Source organism: Arthrobacter sp. ZGTC412 (genome assembly GCF_002929215.1).
Classification (GTDB): domain Bacteria; phylum Actinomycetota; class Actinomycetes; order Actinomycetales; family Micrococcaceae; genus Arthrobacter.
In genome coordinates this window covers 1-508 of the sequence record NZ_PJII01000094.1, presented here as the reverse complement: position 1 = coordinate 508, position 508 = coordinate 1, and the positions used below count along the sequence as shown (strand labels likewise).

Here is a 508-nt window from a genome sequence, read left to right as displayed (position 1 = left end):
GTGATGATGACACACGGCGCCCTGTTCCCACGAGCATCAGCCGGGTGAGCCGATGTTGGAGTCAGGCGTAGTCGGCCTGGGCGCCGATAAGATAGTTTCAGGCTCTGAGAGCACGTCACAACGAATAAGAGGACCCTGTGAAGATCACCATTGTCGGCGGCTCAAAAGGCACCGGAGCACAGCTCGCCGCGCTCGCGCAGGCAGCAGGCCACGAGGTTACGGTCGTTTCCCGCAGCGGCAGCGCACCCGCAGGCGTACACGCGGTCACCGGCGATGCGACCGACCCCGCCGTAGCAGCCCGGGCGGTGGCGGGAGCCGACGCCGTCGTTGTCACCGTGGGCGGCGCCAAGGGCGTTTCCCGGCAGCGGACGGCTGTCACCGAAAGCGTCATCGGTGCGATGCAGAAAGCCGGCGTGCACCGGCTCCTGGTGCAGTCCTCGCTGGGTGCCGGAGATTCCGGCTCGCAGATGGCCGCACCGCTGCGGCTCGTCATGCAGGCAGTGCTCGC

Annotated in this window: 1 protein-coding gene; it reads left to right on the top strand. The window is 67.3% G+C overall.

Going from position 1 to position 508, the window contains the following annotated elements; translation table 11 throughout:
- Positions 1-137: 137 nt before the first annotated feature.
- A partial coding sequence (locus CXQ88_RS21515; RefSeq protein ID WP_258062065.1) for an SDR family oxidoreductase occupies positions 138-508 on the top strand: 371 nt, incomplete at its 3' end.